Consider the following 19,554-nt stretch of genomic DNA (forward strand, 5'->3'; position numbering starts at 1 on the left):
CTCCCAACCCATGTCGGAAGACCTTGCAGAAGCCATCCGGGCTCTCAAGGCCTCCAACCCGCGCATGACCCAGGTCGAGATCGCCCGCAAGCTGGTGATCAATCAAGGTCGCGTGAGCGAAGTTCTGAAGGGGAAGCGCGCATGAAAAAAGGCGGCATTGATCGTCTGATTTCCGATGCTCAGGAGATCCTTGGCGCGCAGATAGCCAGCGCTCACGACCTGCATCTGCCGCACTTCGGAAGTCCCATAGAGGCGCTGTTCGCTCGCGCCATCGCGGCAATCGTGAAACTTGAGCCCCCGGATATGACATCGTCGTATTCGATGCCGATATTGCCGGACGAGGATCTCGCGTCCTTTGCGGCCGAGTACCTTGTTTTATATGAAGGCCATCAGGTCCGCTGCCTCGATTGGCCAGTCGATTTTCTCTTCATCGTTAGGGACTTCGCGGACAAGAACCACATGGCTGTCGTCGAGTGCGACGGGCACGAGTTCCACGAGCGGACCAAGGAGCAGGCGCAACGGGATCGTTCGCGCGATAGGAGGCTGCAGGAAGCCGGATATCGTGTGTTTCGGTTCACGGGTTCGGAGATCTACCGCGACCCCTTGGGGTGCGCCCGCGAAGTAATGAACTGGGCTCACACGTGTTGGCAGATCGGACTGCCGTCATGAGCGAGCGCGGCGTCTTTGCGGTAGACCGCGGCATCTGGTCGGATCCGGACTTTGCTGATGGCGAGTTCAGCGAGCGCGAGGCGTTCATCTGGCTCGTTGGGCAGGCCGCGTGGAAGCCGATGCGCATCCGTGTCGGTAGCGGCACCATCGACCTCGCGCGCGGTCAGTGCGCCTTCTCTACCCGCTTCCTCGCCGAGAAATGGCTTTGGTCTGAGGCTCGCGTGCGCCGTTACCTGGGGCGCCTGATTTCGCGTGAAATTATCTGTGCGTCGGCTGACAAAAAATCGACGCACATCACGATCCTAAAATACGACCGGTTTCAAAGGGTTAGCCTACCTGAAACCGACGTACCGACGCAGACGCGACGCACCAGCGACGCACCTACGACGCACCAGCGACGCAAAGAAGAAGACATTAAAGGCACTGAACTCATTCAAGATATCTCCTCACTTCGTTCGGAGAGCGCGCCTGCGGCGCCGAGCCCGAGGCGGACGAAGATCAAGCCGGCATGGGTTCTGGCAGAGGATGAGATCGCGGCAGCCCGTAAGGCCGGCGTTGAACCCGCCCGCGCCGCGGTGATCTGGCCGCAGTTCGTCGACTACCATGCCGGCAAGGGAACGATCATGGCCGACTGGCTAGCCGCTTGGCGGACGTGGTGCCGGAACGACGTGAAGTTCTCGGCGAGAGGCGCTGGCCAACGGCAGCGGACGCCGCCGAAGAGCGCAGATTTCTGGGCAAGCGAAGCCATCGACGCGAATGCCGAACTGACCGGAGGCCGCTATGACAACCGCCCTTTCAACGGTGACGCAGACCCGTGGGATCGTCCCGGTGAGCCGGGCGGTCGCCGATCTGACCAGCAGGTTGCACAACAAGCTGGAGCCGATCCCTGGCGAGTGGCGCCGCTGCGCCTTGTCGGCGGCGGCCGAGCCTAGCGCTGAGGAGCGTCAGGCTTTGGTTGAGCGTCGGCAGCACCTCGACGAGCAGCTTCAGCCCTGTGACGGTGCCACGGTTTTGCGTTCGGTTGGCCTGCTCCGCTCCGTGATGGCCGTGCCCAACGTGGATGAGGAGACACGCAAGCTTCAGAAGGCGGCGTTCCTCATGACGCTCACCAAGTACCCGGCCTGGGCCGTCGAGGCGGCCTGTGCGCAGTTTCTAGAAGCTGCTCAAGGGGAGGGGATCCACGCCCCGAAGCCCGGCGAGATCGCCACCGTCTGCCGCCGCCTGATCGCGGAAGCCCAGTACGAGCGCGCGAAGATCAACGCGGTGCTGGATGCCGAGATCTACGTGCCGCCGACCGATGAGGAGCGGGCCGAGGTATCCCGCCGCTTCGCCGAGATCGTGGCCGAGCTGTCCGAGGCCAGCGCCGGCAACCGAACCCGAGAAGCCGGCACCGCCCATGCCGACCGTCTTCAAGCTCTCTCCACCCTTCGAGAAGCCGAAGCCAAAGCGAAATCTCAAGAGATTGAGGGAGTGAAGGCGTGAGCGTCGAAGCCCTTAAGTTCATCAACGAGAACGCGTTCACCTTCGTGTTCTGGGTCGTCGCGGCCGTTTGCATCGCGAAATGGCTTTTCGGGCGATCTGGTTGGAGTCTGGACGATCTACCGACCAGCTTCGAACTGACGGTGAACCATCACCACCACTTCTACCCCTACGAAGAGCAGTCGCCCTTTGAGGACGAGGAAGAGCCCGTGACCCAGGAGACTGCCGCGTGACCAACAAGCAGCGTCGAGCCCTCCGTCGCGAGAAGGCCCGCGAGCGGTCGCGGAAGAAGGCCGTCAAGCGGACGGTGGCCGTCAACATGCAGTCGGTCCGGGCCGGCGCCTACATGGCTGCCCGTGAGCGCCAGGAGCGCTTCGAGGTCGATCCGACCCGCACATGGTACGTGATCCGCACCCTGCCGCGCTGGGCGACCAAGGCCGCTGAGCAGATCACCGCGAGCGGCACGCCTGTGTTTGAGGCCCGCGAGGCGATCCGGCTAGTGTCCGACATCGGCAAGGTGCGGCTGGCCCTGATCCCGGTTCTGCGCCGGCTGATCTTCGTCGGAGTGCGAGACTGGCAGGAGCTGCGCCACGTCGAAAGCCACCCTGGCGTTTACGATGACCTGACCGGCTATGGTCGCTCCGGTGTCGTGCAGCGTCCTGGCGGCGGGCACATGACGATCAGTGCCGACGATCTGCAGAACTTCGCGGACTGTATCACGGGTTTCGGCGGCGATGACGATGCTGCCAGCGAGATCGTCTATCAGATCGGTGGCGTGGTCCGTGTCACCGAAGGTCCGTTCGCCTCGTTCAACGCTACCGTCGAGGGCATTGACGAGCGAACTGGCCGGCTTAAGGTCGCAGTAGACATCTTTGGGCGGCCGACACCTGTAGAATTGGAGGTTCAACAGGTGGAGGCTGCTTGACATTTTCTTTCCGGCATGCATGTTACGCGGCAGGACATTTCCGAACCGCGGCGACAGCTACGGCAGTCTGGCCCACTTCGGACCCCGGCCCACGATCGAAGGCGATCGAGGCGTCGGGATTGTTGTCTTCAAATTCCGCCCTTGAGCGCAGAGCGCTCGGGCAATCAGTTCGATGTCTTGGATGGGCGATAGGCGCAGCGATCCTGGTCGCGAGCTTATCAACTGCCGGCATCGTCAAGTCAGGATGGGCGCGGTGGCGCTCCGCCAGAGGCTGAGACCTCGGCCGGACCTGATCAGCCGGTTTTGCCCCGCTCATACCGGGTGGCCCGTTCTGAACCCTCAGCCGGATCCTCTCATGCCCGAGACAATCCCGGCCGACATCGCTGCGGCGCTCGACATTTTCCAAAATAGAGCCCTACGGCAGGGCCGGCTTGGAATTGGCTCCCAAGCCTCATCTGAGGCTGAGAAAGCCGCCAGTGAAGCCCGTAAGCGATTGGAGCGGGCAATCAGCGCCCACCTCCGCGGCTATGCTGGATTGAAGGCTGCGATGGACGCCATCACGAGCGGGGGCGCCTGATGGCCGATAAAGCGAAGCCGGTGGTTTGGGCGCTGTGTACGCTCCTACCGGAACAAGGCCCGGATGCCTGGGAGCTGAACGGCGTTTATGCGACCCTGGAGGGCGCGCTCGCCGCCTGCGTTACTGACCAAGACATGGCCGTCAAGTTCGTCCTTGGCGAGGACTACCGCGACAAGTTCGAGTTTTGGCAGGCCAATCCGAGGCGGCCGGAGCCATTCTTGGTGACGCTCGAAGAGGCCAAAGTTGCCTAGCTTCCGCAAGAAGCCTGTCGAGGTCGAGGCTGTCCAGTGGTTCCCCGGCGTGGAGCACCCTGGCGTGCACTACGATATGGGCTATGCCACTATCGGCGGTCGAGGCCACGGCGCTCAAACTTTTAAGCAGGATGACCGGCCGCACGTTATCACCGTGCACGAGCAGAAGGCGTTCCTAGAGCCCGGCGACTGGATTTTGCCTGAGCAGAAGGAAGGTCGTTTCTACCCCTGCAAGCCCGACATCTTCGCGGCAACCTACGAACCCGCGTGAACCCCGACGATCTCTCCGACGTCCGGCTAGACCGGGACCCCGACGATCTCCTCCCCGAGGATTGGGACGAGGTCGCGGACGGAGAGATCGCCGACCTGACGCGCCGGGTTATCGCTGAGAGCCCCGAGTACGCCTGATGGAAGCCTGGGTGCTTGAGCATCCTGCGCTGTCCGGCTTCGCCCTCGGCGCTGTGATCGGTTCTGCCGGGCTGGTTTGTGCCCTGATCGCCATCCTCGCTGAGACCGCAGGGTTCTGACGATGCCGAACCCTGACGCTGTCCTGACTTGGCTGTTCCTGCCGAGCCATTTCTACGCAGCCTGGATCTGCGCCGGCTTCGATCTCATGACGGGAGCGCGGTGATGCTGTTCGATAGCTCGCACGTTCATCCGTACCGCGAGCCAGACGCAACCCGTTGGCGCATCCCGATGCCGCCGTCTGGTGGCCCAATCGGGAGTAAGCCGATCCCCGCCAACATTTTGGCTGAGACTCGTGCTCGCGCATATGAACTGGCCAAGGCCGAGTTGCCGACGACAGCGAACCGTGCGGCTGTGATGGCCGCTGCTGACGAGATCTTCACCTACCTCATGTACGGCCTCAAGCCATCAGAGTGACGGAAGCGCTGGCATGCACCCCACCGACACGCTCCTCTCCCTCAGCCACGCTCGCATCGCCCGTGCTGCTGCCGCTGGCCCTCGCCGAGCCACACAGCTCACAGCCCTGACCGATCGCCAGCACATGGCCCGCACCGCTCAGGCTGATCCCATCGCTGTTCGTCACAGCGTCGGCGCCACCATCCTTCGTCTCCGCTCTCTCGCAGAGACTGACGGCGGCTTCGCTCAGCGCATCGCCGAACTCTGACATCCTCCGACAGGAGCCCTCCCATGGCTAACACTGACCTTCTCGACCACAGCACCGCCATGGCCCAGGCCACCGGCCTTCTGCACGCCGAGATCGTGAAGCTCCGCGCCTCCGGCCTCAACGCCCGTCAGATGGCGGCTCTCAATGCCGTGGAAGCCCACATGTCGGCCATCTCCGATGCGAACGTGGCCATGGGCGACAGTGTCCGTCAGGAGCAGGAAGCCGCGAACCAGGAGCAGAAGGCTGCCGCCGCTGAGAAGCGGTCGAAAGCCCTGCCGGTCTGACGCACAAGCCCCGTACCAGGGGCGTTAAACTAACTGTCAGAAACAATGGCCGGCAATCCCAACATCCAGCCCGGCCCTGGCCGTCCCAAGGGCTCGGTCAACAAGACGACCGCCCTGCTCAAGGATGCCATCCTGAAGGCCGCACAAACGGCCGGTGGCGGCGGTGAGGACGGGATCGCTAACTACCTCGCTGATCGGGCCATCGACACGCCTGGGCCGTTTCTCGCGCTGCTAGGCAAGGTTCTGCCCATGCAGGTCACAGGCGAGGATGGCGAGGCCATCAAGACGGACAATACCTTGCGCCTCGTGTTCATGAAGCCGGGCGACCAACGTGCCGACGATCACGGCTCCTGAAGCCTTCCAGTTCCTGTACGAGGGCGAGGCACGCTACCGCGCGGCGTATGGTGGTCGGGGTTCGGCAAAGTCACACAGCTTCGCTCAGGCCTTGGTGATCAAGGCAGCCATGGAGCCGAAGCGCATCCTCTGCGCTCGCGAAATCCAGAACAGCATCAAAGACTCGGTTCAACGCCTGCTGCTCGACAAGATCGAGGAATGCGGGCTGTCTGGCTTCTACACAGCCGTTGAGAGCGAGATCCGCGGGGCCAATGGCTCGCTGTTTATGTTCTCAGGTCTGCGCACCAACCCTGACAGCGTTAAATCAAAAGAGGGTTTCGACTACGCCTGGATCGAGGAGGCAGCGACCGTCTCCCAGCGTTCGCTGGACATCCTGATCCCGACGCTTCGCAAGCCGAGCTCTGAGATCTGGGTGACTTGGAACCCCCGGTCGCAGAAGGATCCGATTGACGCGTTGCTGCGCGGCCCAGAGCCCCCACCGCGTTCCATCGTTCGTCGAGTGAACTACGACGACAACCCGTGGTTTCCCGACGTTCTCCGCGACGAGATGGAGTACGACCGGCGGCGAGACCCGGACAAGTACAGCCACATCTGGCTCGGTGAGTACCAGCGCAACAGCGAAGCCCGCGTCTTCCGCAATTGGCGGATCGAGGCGTTCGAGACGCCAGCCGATGCGCGGTTCTACTACGGGGCGGATTGGGGCTTCTCGGTGGACCCGACCACGCTGGTTCGCTGTTTCGTCGATGGTCGGACGCTCTACGTGGACCGCGAGGTCTACGAGGTCGGCTGCGAGATTGATCGCACGCCCGCCCTGTTCGATACGTTGGACGATGGGCAGGCCCGCAAGTGGCCGATCCGGGCGGACAGCGCCAGGCCCGAGACGATCTCGTACCTGCAGCGGCACGGCTATCCCAAGCTGGTGCCGGCGACGAAAGGGCAGGGGTCGGTAGAGGACGGGATCGAGTTCCTGAAGTCCTACGACATCGTGGTTCATCCGGACTGCCGGCACACCATCGATGAGCTGACCCTGTACGCCTACAAGACCGACCCGCTCACAGGCGAGGTGATGCCAGTGCTTGCGGACAAATCCAATCACGTCATCGACGCGCTGCGCTACGCCGTGGAACTGCTGCGGGGCGCCAAGCCGCTCCTCATCACGCCCGAAGCTCTGCGCCGCTCGGCCATGGGTGGGCGCAGGTTTTGAACTTCCTTCGCTGGTTCAAGGCCAAGCAGCCCGAACCGACACCGACCGCAACCGCCGCGCAGTCACAGGCGCCGGCAAAGCCTGCCTTTCGCGTCTCGCATGAGGCCGTCGCGCATTCCCGCGTTCCTCGGACGACATCGCCCGCCGTCAACCCGTTCAAGCCCGCGCAGCACCCCAAGGGCGTTGCCCCGGCTGGATTGGCGATGGATGATGCCTTCGGGGCCACGTTCGGCGCCGACTTCGGCTGGTCTGCGGGTGGCTATCAGGATCTCGGTCTGGCCGGTGAGGGGCTGTTCTTCCTCGGCTACCCCTACCTGACCGAACTCGCCCAGCGCCCTGAGTATCGCCGGATCAGCGAGACCATCGCCACGGAGATGACCCGGAAGTGGATCCGGGTGACGGCCACGGGTGAGGACGACAAGACTGATCGCATCACGGCGATCAACGCCGCGCTTGAGCGCTTCGGCGTGCGCGACAAATTCCGAGAGATCGCAGAGCAGGACGGGTTCTTCGGGCGCTCGCACCTGTACGTGGACCTCGGCGCCAGCTTCGATGATGCCGTGGAACTGCGCACCCCGATCGGCGGGAACGCGGCCAGCACGAAGATCGCCAAGAACTCGCTGAAGGGCTTCCGTGCCGTTGAGGCTGTCTGGTGCTATCCGCAGGGGTACAACACCAGCAACCCGCTCGGCAGCGACTGGTACAAGCCGCAGACCTGGACGGTGCTCGGCCGTCCGGTTCACAGCTCGCGTTTGCTGACCTTCGTCGGCCGAGAAGTGCCCGATCTGCTCAAGCCCGCCTACTCGTTCGGCGGCCTCAGCATGTCGCAGATGGCCAAGCCCTACGTCGATAACTGGTTGAGAACCCGGCAAAGCGTCGCGGACCTGATCTCGTCGTTCTCGGTGTCGGGCTTCAAGATCAACATGGCCGACCTGCTAGCCTCGGATGCGACCGGCGCGACGCTCGACAATCGCATCGCCCTGTTCATGAACTACCGGGACAACCGGAATGCGATGGTCCTGAATAAGGCCACCGCGAGCGACCCGGCCGAGGAGTTCTTCAACGTCTCGACCCCGCTCGGCACCCTGGACGTGCTCCAAGCGCAGACGCAGGAGCATATGGCGGCCGTCAGTGGTATTCCGCTGGTCAAGCTGCTTGGTATCTCTCCCGCTGGCCTGAACGCCAGCAGCGAAGGCGAAATCCGCACCTTCTACGACATGATCCACTCCTATCAGGAGCGGTTCTATCGCCCGAACCTGCAAGCCGTGCTGGACATCATTCAGCTCAGCGAGTTCGGCGACGTCGACCCGGACATTCACTTCTCGTTTGAGCCCCTTTGGTCGCTGGACGACAAGGAACTCGCCGAGGTCCGCAAGATCGAAGCCGACACCGACGTGGTGCTGGTTGAGGGCGGGATCCTCCTCCCCGAAGAAGCCCGCAAGCGGATCGCAGGCGACCCTGATACGATCTATCAGGGTCTGGACCTCACGGTCGATATCGCCCCGCCTCCCGGCGAGAACGATGATCTACCCGAGCCGCCCAAGCCTGGGATCGGCGGCGAGACTGCGCCCGAGGATGATGCGCTAGCCGAAGACGCTCAGTTCAACGAGGGGGATCATCCCCGCGATGCCAATGGCGAGTTTGCGGCTGGCAATGTTGCAAGCCCGAAGAAGCCAAAGGTGTCGTTCGGATCAAGCCCGGCGCAGAACATCAAGACCGCCCTAAAATATTTGGACTCAAAGGGCGTTAAGGCCGTTTCGTATGCCGGCAATGAAAAGGGCGTGGGCGCCTCCTATTCCCCAACGCAGAATATGATCGGCATTAACAAGAACGCCAAAGTTGGCGGGACTGCGCATCTAAACAAATCCCTGTTTGGAAAGAACGGGGATATGCATTATTGGCAGTCTCCTGAGATTTGGGCCACTCAACAGCACTCCTCCGGGTGGACATCTTCGCCGAGCCCTTCGCATGTGCTCGACCACGAGGTCGGACATCATAAATACGAGGCTCCGGATAACTGGAAATCCGATGACCATGCAGCACTCGTAAAGAAGCATGTTTCGGAATACGCCTCGAAAAACCCAAACGAGTTCGCTGCCGAGTACCACGCAGGCACGGAAAACGGGAAAACCTATCCCAAGGAAATACAAGACCTGTTTTCGCATTATGTGAAACCACGCGGAAGCAAGTAGCCTCGTGACCTACCATCACCGCTTCGCCCAGGATCGGGCAGGCACATCGGCCCGATCCGCGTTCAAGCGGGCGCTGAAGCTGGAGAGATCCTACGCGCAGCGCCTTCGCGGCATCGCCCGGCACATCGGCGACATCGTCAAGGGCTTCGCCTGGGAGACACTGGAGGAGATCGCCGCGTCCTCTGAGCCCGCGCAGCGGCTGCTGCGACGCTACGCCGACACGCTGGACCCTTGGGCCAATGCGGTCGCGCAGAGGATGGTGGCAGAGGTTGCCGCCTCGGATCGCGTGTCCTGGCGCAAGTTGTCCTCCGACATGGGGCGGCAGCTACACCGGGAGATCGACACGGCGCCGACAGGCGAGGCCATGCGCGCCTCAATGCAGCGTCAGGTGGGCCTCATCAAGTCGCTACCGCTGGATGCCGCTGAACGGGTCCACAAGCTCACGCAAGAGGGCATCACGCAGGGTCGCAGGGCCGCCGAGATCGCCGACGAGATCATGGCGAGCGGTGATGTGGCGCGCAGTCGGGCGATGCTCATAGCCCGCACGGAAGTGTCTCGCACTGCGACCGAACTGACCAAGGCGCGGGCCGAGCACATCGGATCCACGCACTTTATCTGGCGCACTGCCGGCGACAGCGATGTCCGCTCCACGCACAAGGTGCTGAACGGCAAGACCTTCCGCTGGGATCAGCCGCCCGAGTGCGATCCCGGCCACCATGCGCTGCCCGGCGGCATCTGGAATTGCCGGTGCTACCCAGAAGTGGTGGTGCCTGACCTCGACTGAGGCGCTATGCCCCCTGCCAACACCTTCACGGTGATCGCGTTTGACCGGGCGTCTTCTCGCTCGTTCGACGCGCTCTCCGGTCACCTCCACGTCAAGCTGACCAACATCAGCAAGGCCACGGTCAACCCCTACCTCGGGCGCGAGATCAACGGCGCCGACGAGATGGGGCTGGATCCCGAGCGCATCTACATGCTGCTCCGGCACCCCGACGAGTTGGCGAAGGCCGCGCAGAGCTTTGACGGCAAGCCGCTCCTTGAAATTCACAAGCCGATGTTTGCTGCCGATCACGACCACGCGGTTACGGTCGGATCGGTCAGCGGTGTCGTCTATGACCACCCATATCTCAAAGCTAATCTTGCAGTCTGGTCCGACAAAGCCATCAAGGCAATTGAAGACGAGACGCAAAAAGAGTTGTCGTGCGGCTACGGCTACACGGCGGACATGACGTCCGGAACTTATGAGGGCGTCCGATATGACGGGATCATGCGGAATATCCGCGGGAACCACGTCAGTTTAGTGGCTGAAGGTCGTGCGGGCAAAGACGTTGTTGTCGGCGACTCCTTGGAGAATATCACGATGGCAAAGCACGCTTTGTCGGGTGCGGCTGCACAGACGCAGGGCGCGCTCGCTGTCTATCTCATGGGCAAGCTGGCCGCCGACGCGAAGGTTGACCTTCGCCCTGCGGTGACCGGCCTGACCACCAAGAACTTCAAGGCGCGTCAGGGCAAGCTCGCCCATGACGTGAAGAAGCTGACCACCGGCAAACTCGCTGCCGACGCCAGCATCGACGACGTGGCCGAGGTGATCGAGGCCCTGTCCGAGATCCTCCCCGAGGAGGTGCCGGAAGTCGTCGAGGAGATGGGCGGCACCGAGGAAGAGACCGGCGTCACCACCGACGAGGACGGCGACGACGACATCGCCGCCAAGCTGGCTGCGGCTGGCGTGCCCGAGGCGATCATCGCCAAGGTCATGGGCGAGATGAACGATCCGGCCCCGGCGATGGACGCCGACAAGGACGACAAGAAGATCGACGACGACAAGAAGGACAAGCCCGCGATGGATCGCAACACCGTCACCACGCAGGCGATGGATGCTGCCATCCGTTCTGCTGTCAACGCCGCGGAGAAGCGCGCAACCGAGCGCGTGCTTCGTACCCAGCAGGAGATCCGTGATGCCGAGCGGGCTGTGCGCTCGCGTGCCGGCGACGTGATCCACGCCAACGACAGCGCCGCGAGCGTCTACCGTGCCGCGCTCACCAACATGGGCGTCGATCACTCTGAGGTTCCGGACACGGGCGTCCGCGCTCTGTTCAACGCCATTCCTGAAGCCACGCCCCAGCGCTCCAAGCCGGTTCTGGTCGCCCAGGATGCCGCCGCGTCGAAGGAATTTGACGCGATGTTCCCCCACGCCAACCGGCTCAAGAACTGAGGGGCTAGACCGCTATGGTTGCTACTTTCCAGACCTCCACTCAGGTCACGCAGGCCCCCGCAGTCGCGGGTGACTTCGCGTCGGCCAACCCGCGGCACTCGCTGCTGTCGGTTCCCGGTGGCTTCGTCGCCGATCTGACCAACGGCCTGACCGTTGGCCTGTTCGCGTGGGCCGATACTTCCACCGGCACGATCCTGTCGAATGCCGGCACGGGCGTCCCGTCGTGCTTCGTGCATCGCGAGCTGAATGCGGACTTCTACCCGCAGGCGGCCGGCTTCGGCATGACCATCATGCCGGGCAAGTACGTCGGCGAGATGTTCAGCTCGGGCGACTTCTTCGCCAAGAATGCCGGCGCTGGCGCCGTCACCAAGGGCATGAAGGCCTACGCCAACAACACCAACGGCACCGTGTCGTTCGCCGCAACCGGCGCGACCGTGGCCGGGTCCACTGAGACCAAATGGTACGCCCACACCGCTGCGGCGGCCGGCGAACTCGTCAAGATCTCCACGACCATTCCGTAATTCGGGCAGAGGAGCCGCATTATGAAGCTAGAGGCCCATCGTGCCCGACTCGAAGAGTTTGGCATTCACGTCATGGCGCAGGATTTCCTGCCCCGTGAGTTCCGGCATAACTACAATCTCGCGCTCGACGCTCAGCCCACGCTGGTGACGACGCCGAACGCCGGCATCCCCGCGTTCCTGACCCAGTATGTGGACCCGGAAGTGGTTCGCATCCTGCAGTCCCCGAACGAGGGCGCCGACATCCTCGGCGAGCGCAAGAACGGCGACTGGACCACCCAGACTGCCTTCTTCTCGGTCATCGAGAACACGGGCGAGATTTCGTCCTATGGTGACTGGAACAACAACGGCGTTTCCAATGTGAACGCCAACTGGCCGCAGCGTCAGTCGTATCTGTACCAGACCATCATCGAGTACGGCGATCTTCAGATCGAGCGCGCCGGCCTCGCCAAGCTGAACTGGGTTGCCGAGCTTCAGACCTCGGCCGCCTCGACCATGGATAAGTTCCAGGACTACACCTACCACTTCGGTGTGGCCGGGATGCAGAACTATGGTCTGCTGAACGACCCGTCTCTGTCGGCCGCGCTCACCCCGAGCGCCAAGGCTGCCGGCGGCAACCGCTGGGTCACGACCGGCGGTGCTCCGGTGGCGACGGCCAACGAAGTCTACGCCGACTTCCAGACCCTGTTCTCGCAGCTCGTGGCTCAGACCGCGGGCCGCGTGAAGATGACCGACCCGCTGGTTCTGGTCGTCTCGCCGGGCTCTCAGGTCGGCCTCTCGGCGGTGAACTCGTTCGGCGTCGGCGTGTACGACCTGCTGAAGAAGAACTTCCCCAATCTGGAGGTTAAGGTCAGCTATCGGTACGCCACCCAGGCCGGCAACGTCGTCCAGCTTTGGGCGCGCAGCTACGGCGGCCAGGACACCGGCTACTGCGCCTTCAATGAGAAGATGCGGGATCACGGCATCGTCCGTCAGCTCTCGGCCTACGCTCAGAAGAAGACCGGCGGCACTTGGGGTGCAATCATTCGCTACCCGCTCGCCGTCGCTCAGATGATCGGGGTCTGAGCATGCCGGGCACCGTCACCGTCGCCTGCAAGCTCCCGCACGGTCTCGTGCTTCAGGAGCAGCGCATGACCAAGCGGACTGAGCCCGTCATGGGTGGCGGCTACCGCGAGTTCGAGCAGGCCGAGCGCTTCGGCAAGAAGATCATGCTGGCCGGGTCCGCCCGGCCGGTGAACCCGGAAGGCGAAGTCGAGTTCGCGCCGATGGTCGGGGGCTACGGCCTCACGCCCAACGTGGACAAGGACTTCTTCGAGCGCTGGCTTGCCCAGAACGCCGAACTCGACGCGGTCAAGAACGGCTTCATCTTCGCGGCCGAGCGTGACGACACCGTCAAGGGGCGCGCTCGTGAGGGCAAGGCGGGGCCTTGCGGCTTGGAGCCGATCAACCCCCGCAACCTGCCGGCTGAGTTTCAGGCGGTGAAGCCCGACGAGAGGAGATAACGCCATGGCGAAGGCCAAAACGATCAAGATCGCAAGCCGCCTGCACACGGCGGTCACTCTCGGCGGCCAGCCTGTCAACCCGGAGCGTCCCGGCGAGGGTGAGCCGTCGCCGAGCTTCACGCTCGCTGGCGCTGACCATCCCGGTCAGGAGACCATCTCTGAGATCGATGCCGAGGCGTTCGGCGCCTGGAAGAAGGCCAACGACAGCCATCCGTGGCTTCGCGACGAGATGGTGCGTGAGGTGCCGGACGACTACGAGTCGCCGGCCATGTCGTTCGGCCACGAGCCGGCCCTGGAAGCCCTGTCGTCCGACAAGGACAACAGCAAGCTCGCCAAGGAAGGCACGGGCGAGGATCAGTCGAACCCGGTTCCGGCCGAGGAGATGGCTGCCACCTCCGACACGCCCAACGACGACTCGCCCCGCTCCCAGGTCGGTCGCCGCGGTCGTAGCGCGTCCTAAGCCGTGACCATCACCCGCGCCGATCTGCTTGTCGCCTTTCCAGAACTCGCCACGTTCCCCGCAACGCAGGTGGATTTCTGGATTGGCGAGGCTGTGAACCAGCTTAGCTCGGCGCGGTTCGGCATGTCCTACGATCTCGCGTGCATGCTGTACGTGGCGCATCAGCTTAGCCTGTCGGCCGCGGTCACGAGCGCGGTCGCCTCAGGCGGGTCAGCCACAAGCGTCAGCCTCGCCCCGGTCACGTCAAAGTCGGTTGGCCCCGTGTCCAAAAGCATGGATGCCGGCCTGACGAGCTTCGCGGGAGCCGGGGACTGGAACGCGACCCCCTACGGCGTGCGCTTCTACGGCCTCCTGAAGCGCTTCGCGGTCGGTCCGGTGTACCGAGTAGCCCCGAAGGCCGTTGCGGGCCTGTACGGCTTCCGCAGGCTGTTCTGAGCCATGCCCGTCGTCGTCGTGAAGAACGATCTTGGCCTGATTGCCAAAGGCGTGCTTGCCCTCACCAAGAGCCAGTTGCTGATCGGCATCCCGGCTAGCGCGCCGGCTCGGCAGCCTGAGGAAGGCGACGAGACGCCGCCGAGCAACGCCGTGATCGGCTACATTCAAGAGACGGGAGCACCGGACCAGAACCTGCCGGCTCGCCCGTTCCTTGTGCCGGCTGTTCAAGGCCTCGCACCTGAGATTGGCGCGCGGCTCCGCAAGGCGGGCAAAGCAGCCCTGTTTGGTGGCGGCGCTGCTGCTGTCGATCAGGCCTACAACGCCATCGGGCTCATTGCTCAGAACGCGGTGCGGGCTCGGATCACGGACGGCGATTTCGCACCGCTCGCCAAGCGAACCCTTGAGGCCCGTAAGGCGCGGGGTCGGACAGGCGAGAAGCCCCTTATCGACACCGGGCAATTACGCGCCAGCGTGACCTATGTGATCAAGCAGAAGGGATCGTGAATGCCCTTCTATGCCGGCCAGGATGTCACTGACGCTCTGGACGATCCCGACTTCAACGCGCCGATCACGGTGCTGTCGTCCACCGTCGTTGTGGGGGCGGGTGGTATCGCATCTGTCACCACGAGGACGCCCGGCGGCGTGATGACCCTAGCTGTGGTCGTACCCAACACGGGCTACGTGCTGATCCAGGATGATGCCGGGAACAGCGTTCAGGGCGACATCGACATCTACACCCGCTACCCGCTCAGCACGGGCGGCAAGACCCGCGATGCCGACGTGATCATCTGGAACGACGACACATACCGGCTGATCGTCGCCAAGCCCTTCCTGTACGGCCCCGGCTTCACGCATGCGGTTGGCAAGCTGGCGACAGTAAACGCCAACGATCCGCCGGACGGGTCGGGATCGCAGACGCCCTCCACCCCGACAGATGGCGGGGGCTTCCTTGGCTAGCCCGAACACTTCGGCCACGGGCGGCTATCTCGGCCCGGTCTCCGCTGAGCCGCTTGACGACCTAGCCCTAGACAGTGCCATCGCTGGCGTGATCGCGGGCATCACCGGGTTGGCTGCGGCGCTCGTCATCCCACGGGATCAGCCCTCGCAGCCGCGCATCCCCGACGTCACCACCAACTGGGTTTCGGTTGGCGTCACGGTCTCTACTGGCGACGACACGCCTTCCCAGATCCACCACCCTGACGGCGATGGCTACACCATCCTGCGGGCTTTCTACCGCCTCGACGTGATGGCGATGTTCTACGGCCCCAAGAGCGACGGGTACGCGAAGCTCCTGCGGGACGGCCTGTTCATCGGGCAGAACCGAGAGGCGATGCGAGCGCAGAGCCTCAACTTCGTCTCCGTTGACCCGCTTCGGCGCGTCCCGGAGATCGTCGCCACGCAGACGCGGCGCCGCACAGACCTCGCCTTTCGCCTGACGCAGACCGTCGAGCGCAAGTATCAGATCCTCAACGTCCTCCAGGCGGACGGCACCATCCGGGCCGACGCCTCCGGCAAGATCGAGCTTACGCCGTTCTTGTCGCCGCTCCCGCCGGCCTGACGCCTCTACCCGCGTCCTTCAACCCCCGCACCTCTCACTAGGGACGCCGTTCGTCGGCGCTTTGCCATGGCTGCTGGCCTGAACTACGGCGTCGATGTCAACAACTTCGTCAACGTCATCGTCACCCTTGATAGGTTGGCTGCGCTCTACCGCAACTTTGGCGTCGGTCTCATTCTCGGCTCCACGCCGGGCGTGATCGACACCAACGAGCGGCTTCGCGCCTATTCCGGTATCACCGGAGTCGCAGAGGACTTCGGCACGAACTCGCCCGAGTACCTTGCCGCGTTGGCTTACTTCAGCCAATCACCGCAGCCCTCGCTGGTCTACATCGGTCGCTGGGCTCAGACGGCTACGCACGGCCACATCCGTGGGGCGACGCTAGCCCCAGCGCAGCAGTTGCTGAGCAACTTCACGGCCGTCACGGCTGGCGCATTGTCGATCAGCGTTGATGGCACGGCAAAGAATATCACCGGCATCAACCTCAGCACGGCTCTGAACCTGAATGGGGTGGCGAGCCTCATTCAGACCGCGCTGGTTGCTGGCGGGGCGACTGGCGCCGTTGTGACTTGGAATAGCGTCTACAGCCGCTTTGAAGTCACGTCGGGAACGACTGGCGCTACGTCGTCGGTGGGATATGCGACGACGGCCCCGAGCGGCACTGATCTCGGGCCGCTGCTGCACCTCACCAGCGTAGACGCTTCGGCGCCTGTCGTCGGCCAAGTCGCAGAGACGATGCTGACCGCAGTTGCCGCGCTCGCGAGCATCTCAACGGCTTGGTATGCCCTGATCCTCGCCCCGGTGACCCCGGCGGCTGACGCGGACACGATCGCCGTCGCCTCCTTCATTGAGGGTATCAGCACCAGCCAGAGCCGCATCGTCGGCATCACGACGCAGAATGCCAACGCCCTCGACGGCACTCAGTCGGCTGATCTGGCGAGCCAGCTTCAGTCGCTGAACCTCTCGCGCACGTTCATCCAGTACTCCTCCAACAATCCCTATGCCGCGGCATCCTTGTTTGCCCGCATTGCGACCGTGGATTGGGAAGGCAGCAAGACCGCGATCATCTTGGCCTACAAGCAGCAGCCGGGCATCGCAGCCGAGCGGATCAATCAGAACCAGTTCAACACGCTAGTCGCGAAGAACTGCAACTCGTACATCATCGTGAGCAATGGCACCTCCATCGTTTGGCCGGGTGTCATGTCCAACGGTGACTATATCGACGAACGTGTCATCGCGGACTGGTTCCAGAACCGCATCCAGACCGACGTCTATAACCTGCTCTACGAGACCCAGACGAAGATCGGGCAGGACAACGATGGTATGAACACCATCAAGGGCGTGATCACGGGCTCTTGCACGGTCGCGGTTGGCAACGGTTCGGTCGGGCCAGGCATCTGGTTGGGTCCGCCGACCGGCATCCTGAAGACCAATGACCCGCTGCCGTCCGGCTTCTACATCTTCGTTCCGGATATCGCCACGCAATCACAGGCGGATCGCGCGGCGCGCAAGAGCGTGCCCTTCCAGATCTGCGCAAAGCTTCGCGGCGGCGTCATGCGCGTCTCCATCTCCGCTGACCTCGACCGCTGATCTAGGGGCACACTATGGCCGGGCCTATCGCTTATTCGTTTCTTGACATTGTGGCTTCCATCTCGGGGCCAGGTGGTTCGTTCTCCCTGTCGGATGGCGGTGTTGCCGACGAAGGCATCACCATCGCCATGACCGATGACAAGACCACGATGATCACGGGCGCTGGCGGCGATGGCATGCACTCGCTGCACGCCGCCAAGTCTGGTCGGGTGACGGTCCGCTATCTGAAGAACAGCCCGAAGCATCGCCAGCTCCAGGCTCTCTATAACTACCAGACGACCAGTTCGGCCTATACCGGGCAGAACGTCATCTCCATCGCCAACCCGGTTTGGGGCGACGACTTCCAGTGCAAGTACGGCGCTTTCGTCAAGCTGCCGGACAACGTCAACGCCAAGGACGGGAACGTCATGGAGTGGGCGTTCAATTTCATTGAGATCGACCCGCAGCTCGGTGATGGCACCCTGGCCGCTGTCTAAGGCCCTGACCCATGGCTGAGTTCGACATCAAGGGCGTCACCTACCGCTCTGGCAAGATGGTCGGCCTGACGCAGATCCACGTCCTGCGCCGCGCCGCCCCCGTCATCAAGCCGCTGTTCTCCGGCATGGCGACCGGCATGACCCCTGATGTGGCCGGTGCCATCATTGAGGGGCTTGGTGAGCTGCCCGACGAGAAGATGAACTACATCCTCGACCACACGCTTGCGGTCGTGGAGATGAAGCAGGACGATCAGCGCTGGGCGAAGATCAAATCGACCAACGGCATGGCGTTCATGTTCGACGAGATCGGGCGCAACGGCCTGCTGATGCTCACGATCAGCGCCTACGTCCTCTACGACAACTACTACCCGCTTTTTCTCGAAGCCCCCTTGCTTTTCAGCGGCGGGGGCCAGTTCCAGCTACCGAACTAGTCCAGATGCCGGACAGCGAGGAGTGGTATCTCCAGCCCATCGAGTTCGGATACTACAGCTACGCGGATCTGAAGACCGGCGTCATCCAGATTGAGGACATCGCCGAGATCAATGACATGATGCGCGCCAACGCGGAGAACCGCTGGCGGCTGCACGAAGCCAACAAGCCCAGCGGCGGGTGATGCTTCCGTGTCTCGCGTTTGGGTGCTACGCCTTCTGAATGCCGATGCCGCCGCGCCATCCCGACCGACGCTCTGTTGACGAGTTGGTTGAGGAACTGCGCGATGAGGCCGAGGATCTTGCCCAAGATTTGAAGGGCATTCCGGCGCAGGAGACCGTCTGCGGCGAGGCGGCTCAGGCCCTTGAGGAATACGGCGCCGCGCTCAGCCAGATCGCGGCCGGCGCAGACGATCCGAAAGCCGTCGCTGCCGAGGCTCTGGCCCTCGCCAAGCCCCTGCTGCCGATCGGCGATGCGCCCGACACACTGCGCGATCTGCTGAAGCCACGACGAACCTGACGCTACCGGCCGGGGAGGGCGGTGCATGTCCCTTCTCGGCGAACTCTCCTACGCGCTGATCCAGCCTAGCGCCCGCGCCATCGGTCAGATCTACGCTGATGTGACGGTCGAGGAGAGCCATCGGGATGAGGTCATCATCACCCAGCACCCGGTCGAGGGTGGCGGGGTCATCACGGACCATGCCTTTAAGCGACCGGCCGAGCTGGAGATCCGCTGCGGCTTCTCCAACTCGTCGGCGGGCTACGTCGGCTACGTGCAGGAGCAGTACCGCGCCCTGCTGGCGCTGCAGCTCGCTCGGCAGCCGTTCACGGTCTACACCGGCAAGCGCCGCTACCGGAACATGCTGATCCGAGGCCTGTCCGTCGTGACGGACCCGCACTCCGAGAACATCCTGATGGCGACCGTCGCCCTGCAGGAGATCGTCATCGTCTCGACCCAGACGACGAGTGCGGGGTCAGGGCAAGGAGGCAGCAGCGGCACTCCGGGCGGCAACGCCGACCAGGTTAACCCGGCCTCTACCGGCAGCATCACCAACGGCGGCAGCGTCTCCGCCGTAGATGTCGGCCCGCAGGCCTTCTCGGGCGCTTTCAGCCCCGGTAGCACGGCTCAGCCCGGCGACCTCGGCCTCGGCGGCGCGGTCGGTGAAGGCTTGAGCGGGCTCAGCGCATCCAACTACTCTGTCGACGTCGGCGAGATGACCATTCAGGACGGCGAGACAGGCGAGATCCTGAACCAGGGTCCGGAGCCAGCCCTGCCGCTCAACGTCTTCGGTGGCGGAAACCCCGGTTTCTGAC

30 protein-coding genes are annotated in these 19,554 nt (G+C 63.4%); all 30 read left to right on the top strand.

What is annotated here, in order from left to right; translation table 11 throughout:
- The first annotated feature begins 10 nt into the window (after positions 1–10).
- The 30 genes from CIW48_RS34625 to CIW48_RS27180 all read left to right on the top strand — a co-directional run bounded on the left by CIW48_RS34625 (position 11) and on the right by CIW48_RS27180 (position 19,553).
- A complete protein-coding gene (locus tag CIW48_RS34625) occupies positions 11–145 on the top strand; it encodes a hypothetical protein (RefSeq protein ID WP_281407393.1) in 135 nt (44 codons plus the stop codon).
- Entirely contained in the window at positions 142–669 is a 528-nt protein-coding gene (locus CIW48_RS27050; protein WP_197739375.1) for a DUF559 domain-containing protein, read from the top strand. The genes CIW48_RS34625 and CIW48_RS27050 overlap by 4 nt, the downstream gene beginning before the upstream one ends.
- Positions 666–1,601, top strand: a complete 936-nt coding sequence (locus CIW48_RS27055; protein ID WP_149313518.1) for a hypothetical protein — start codon at positions 666–668, stop codon at positions 1,599–1,601. The genes CIW48_RS27050 and CIW48_RS27055 overlap by 4 nt, the downstream gene beginning before the upstream one ends.
- A complete protein-coding gene (locus CIW48_RS27060; protein ID WP_149313519.1) occupies positions 1,579–2,151 on the top strand; it encodes a hypothetical protein in 573 nt (190 codons plus the stop codon). Before CIW48_RS27055 ends, CIW48_RS27060 begins: the two co-directional genes overlap by 23 nt.
- The gene (locus tag CIW48_RS27065; protein WP_149313520.1) at positions 2,148–2,381 is read left to right on the top strand and encodes a hypothetical protein; all 234 of its coding nucleotides are present in this window, start codon (positions 2,148–2,150) and stop codon (positions 2,379–2,381) included. Before CIW48_RS27060 ends, CIW48_RS27065 begins: the two co-directional genes overlap by 4 nt.
- Complete coding sequence (locus CIW48_RS33690) at positions 2,378–3,073, top strand: antitermination protein NusG (RefSeq protein WP_197739376.1); 696 nt, start codon at positions 2,378–2,380, stop codon at positions 3,071–3,073. Before CIW48_RS27065 ends, CIW48_RS33690 begins: the two co-directional genes overlap by 4 nt.
- A 576-nt stretch (positions 3,074–3,649) precedes the next feature.
- Positions 3,650–3,901, top strand: a complete 252-nt coding sequence (locus CIW48_RS27075) for a hypothetical protein (RefSeq protein WP_149313521.1) — start codon at positions 3,650–3,652, stop codon at positions 3,899–3,901.
- Positions 3,894–4,172 carry a hypothetical protein gene (locus CIW48_RS27080; protein WP_149313522.1) on the top strand — a complete coding sequence of 93 codons (279 nt, stop codon included), beginning with the start codon at positions 3,894–3,896 and terminating at the stop codon, positions 4,170–4,172. Before CIW48_RS27075 ends, CIW48_RS27080 begins: the two co-directional genes overlap by 8 nt.
- Complete coding sequence (locus CIW48_RS33535) at positions 4,169–4,309, top strand: hypothetical protein (protein ID WP_173009417.1); 141 nt, start codon at positions 4,169–4,171, stop codon at positions 4,307–4,309. The genes CIW48_RS27080 and CIW48_RS33535 overlap by 4 nt, the downstream gene beginning before the upstream one ends.
- Positions 4,310–4,531: 222 nt before the next feature.
- Complete coding sequence (locus CIW48_RS27085) at positions 4,532–4,783, top strand: hypothetical protein (RefSeq protein WP_149313523.1); 252 nt, start codon at positions 4,532–4,534, stop codon at positions 4,781–4,783.
- Between the two features lie 270 nt (positions 4,784–5,053).
- Positions 5,054–5,314, top strand: a complete 261-nt coding sequence (locus tag CIW48_RS27090; RefSeq protein WP_149313524.1) for a hypothetical protein — start codon at positions 5,054–5,056, stop codon at positions 5,312–5,314.
- Between the two features lie 45 nt (positions 5,315–5,359).
- Complete coding sequence (locus CIW48_RS27095) at positions 5,360–5,668, top strand: hypothetical protein (RefSeq protein WP_149313525.1); 309 nt, start codon at positions 5,360–5,362, stop codon at positions 5,666–5,668.
- Positions 5,646–6,872, top strand: coding sequence for a PBSX family phage terminase large subunit (locus tag CIW48_RS27100; RefSeq protein ID WP_197739377.1), 1,227 nt, complete (start codon positions 5,646–5,648; stop codon positions 6,870–6,872). The genes CIW48_RS27095 and CIW48_RS27100 overlap by 23 nt, the downstream gene beginning before the upstream one ends.
- Positions 6,869–9,064 carry a DUF1073 domain-containing protein gene (locus CIW48_RS27105; RefSeq protein ID WP_149313526.1) on the top strand — a complete coding sequence of 732 codons (2,196 nt, stop codon included), beginning with the start codon at positions 6,869–6,871 and terminating at the stop codon, positions 9,062–9,064. The genes CIW48_RS27100 and CIW48_RS27105 overlap by 4 nt, the downstream gene beginning before the upstream one ends.
- Before the next feature lie 4 nt (positions 9,065–9,068).
- Positions 9,069–9,848: a phage minor head protein gene (locus tag CIW48_RS27110; RefSeq protein WP_197739378.1), complete on the top strand. Its 780-nt coding sequence runs from the start codon at positions 9,069–9,071 to the stop codon at positions 9,846–9,848.
- A 6-nt stretch (positions 9,849–9,854) separates the two neighbouring features.
- Entirely contained in the window at positions 9,855–11,276 is a 1,422-nt protein-coding gene (locus CIW48_RS27115) for a DUF2213 domain-containing protein (protein WP_149313527.1), read from the top strand.
- Positions 11,277–11,290: 14 nt separating this feature from the next.
- Entirely contained in the window at positions 11,291–11,797 is a 507-nt protein-coding gene (locus tag CIW48_RS27120) for a hypothetical protein (RefSeq protein WP_149313528.1), read from the top strand.
- A 21-nt stretch (positions 11,798–11,818) separates the two neighbouring features.
- Complete coding sequence (locus CIW48_RS27125) at positions 11,819–12,859, top strand: DUF2184 domain-containing protein (RefSeq protein ID WP_149313529.1); 1,041 nt, start codon at positions 11,819–11,821, stop codon at positions 12,857–12,859.
- A 2-nt stretch (positions 12,860–12,861) separates the two neighbouring features.
- On the top strand, positions 12,862–13,296 hold the full coding sequence (locus CIW48_RS27130) for a hypothetical protein (RefSeq protein ID WP_149313530.1): 435 nt from the start codon (positions 12,862–12,864) through the stop codon (positions 13,294–13,296).
- A 4-nt stretch (positions 13,297–13,300) separates the two neighbouring features.
- Complete coding sequence (locus tag CIW48_RS27135; RefSeq protein WP_149313531.1) at positions 13,301–13,756, top strand: hypothetical protein; 456 nt, start codon at positions 13,301–13,303, stop codon at positions 13,754–13,756.
- A gap of 3 nt (positions 13,757–13,759) precedes the next feature.
- On the top strand, positions 13,760–14,191 hold the full coding sequence (locus CIW48_RS27140) for a DUF4054 domain-containing protein (RefSeq protein ID WP_149313532.1): 432 nt from the start codon (positions 13,760–13,762) through the stop codon (positions 14,189–14,191).
- 3 nt (positions 14,192–14,194) lie between these two features.
- Complete coding sequence (locus CIW48_RS27145; RefSeq protein ID WP_149313533.1) at positions 14,195–14,695, top strand: hypothetical protein; 501 nt, start codon at positions 14,195–14,197, stop codon at positions 14,693–14,695.
- Positions 14,696–15,148 (top strand): hypothetical protein, encoded by a 453-nt coding sequence (locus CIW48_RS27150; RefSeq protein ID WP_149313534.1) that lies wholly within the window; start codon positions 14,696–14,698, stop codon positions 15,146–15,148.
- Positions 15,141–15,749 carry a hypothetical protein gene (locus tag CIW48_RS27155; RefSeq protein ID WP_149313535.1) on the top strand — a complete coding sequence of 203 codons (609 nt, stop codon included), beginning with the start codon at positions 15,141–15,143 and terminating at the stop codon, positions 15,747–15,749. Before CIW48_RS27150 ends, CIW48_RS27155 begins: the two co-directional genes overlap by 8 nt.
- A 66-nt stretch (positions 15,750–15,815) precedes the next feature.
- A complete protein-coding gene (locus tag CIW48_RS27160; protein WP_149313536.1) occupies positions 15,816–17,336 on the top strand; it encodes a DUF3383 domain-containing protein in 1,521 nt (506 codons plus the stop codon).
- A gap of 14 nt (positions 17,337–17,350) precedes the next feature.
- Positions 17,351–17,812 (top strand): phage protein, encoded by a 462-nt coding sequence (locus CIW48_RS27165; protein ID WP_149313537.1) that lies wholly within the window; start codon positions 17,351–17,353, stop codon positions 17,810–17,812.
- An 11-nt stretch (positions 17,813–17,823) separates the two neighbouring features.
- Positions 17,824–18,243, top strand: coding sequence for a phage tail assembly chaperone (locus CIW48_RS27170; RefSeq protein WP_149313538.1), 420 nt, complete (start codon positions 17,824–17,826; stop codon positions 18,241–18,243).
- A gap of 5 nt (positions 18,244–18,248) precedes the next feature.
- Positions 18,249–18,425: a hypothetical protein gene (locus CIW48_RS33540; RefSeq protein WP_173009418.1), complete on the top strand. Its 177-nt coding sequence runs from the start codon at positions 18,249–18,251 to the stop codon at positions 18,423–18,425.
- 44 nt (positions 18,426–18,469) lie between these two features.
- Positions 18,470–18,760: a hypothetical protein gene (locus tag CIW48_RS27175; protein ID WP_149313539.1), complete on the top strand. Its 291-nt coding sequence runs from the start codon at positions 18,470–18,472 to the stop codon at positions 18,758–18,760.
- A gap of 25 nt (positions 18,761–18,785) precedes the next feature.
- Positions 18,786–19,553: a phage baseplate protein gene (locus CIW48_RS27180; protein WP_149313540.1), complete on the top strand. Its 768-nt coding sequence runs from the start codon at positions 18,786–18,788 to the stop codon at positions 19,551–19,553.
- The last annotated feature ends 1 nt before the right edge of the window (position 19,554 follow it).

Origin of the sequence: Methylobacterium sp. P1-11 (genome assembly GCF_008329595.1) — a bacterium.
Lineage (GTDB): Bacteria > Pseudomonadota > Alphaproteobacteria > Rhizobiales > Beijerinckiaceae > Methylobacterium.